At 48.6% G+C, this 395-nt stretch carries 1 protein-coding gene; it reads right to left on the bottom strand.

Annotated elements, in window-relative coordinates; translation table 11 throughout:
• Positions 1-243 (bottom strand): phage tail protein (locus NXS07_RS20900; protein WP_258087620.1); only part of this gene is annotated, 243 nt, incomplete at its 3' end.
• Positions 244-395 lie beyond the last annotated feature (152 nt).

Below are 395 nucleotides of genomic sequence, written 5' to 3'. Positions count from 1 at the left end.
CGGCCACGGTTTGGCAGAAAACGCCATTGTCCTCAGTACCTCCAGCGAAATATCACCGCCCGTCACCTCGGGATACAGCATCCCGTTTAGTGTAATGCTGTCTTCACCGGGGCCGATATATTGCCACTTGGCCGACTTGCCTATCCGGTCATTTTTCACATGCCGCCAGTCCATATTGCGACTCATTGACTGATACGGTGTGGTATTGAGCATAAAGACGAACATGCCATAAATCATCATCATGATATTAATCCTCATCGTACAGGCTGGAACGGCGGCGGACGCCTTTCTTCTGCATGATTTTTTCGACTTCGGTTTTCACCATCTCACTAATGGAACGGCTGTTTTGCATATCAACCCCGTGAAAATGTAAGTTGATGATGTAACGGTCGTCC

The sequence above is a fragment of the Xenorhabdus bovienii genome (genome assembly GCF_024721015.1).
Classification (GTDB): Bacteria; Pseudomonadota; Gammaproteobacteria; order Enterobacterales; family Enterobacteriaceae; genus Xenorhabdus; species Xenorhabdus bovienii.
The sequence above is the reverse complement of the archived record's forward strand: the minus strand, read 5'-3'. Positions and strand labels throughout refer to the sequence as shown.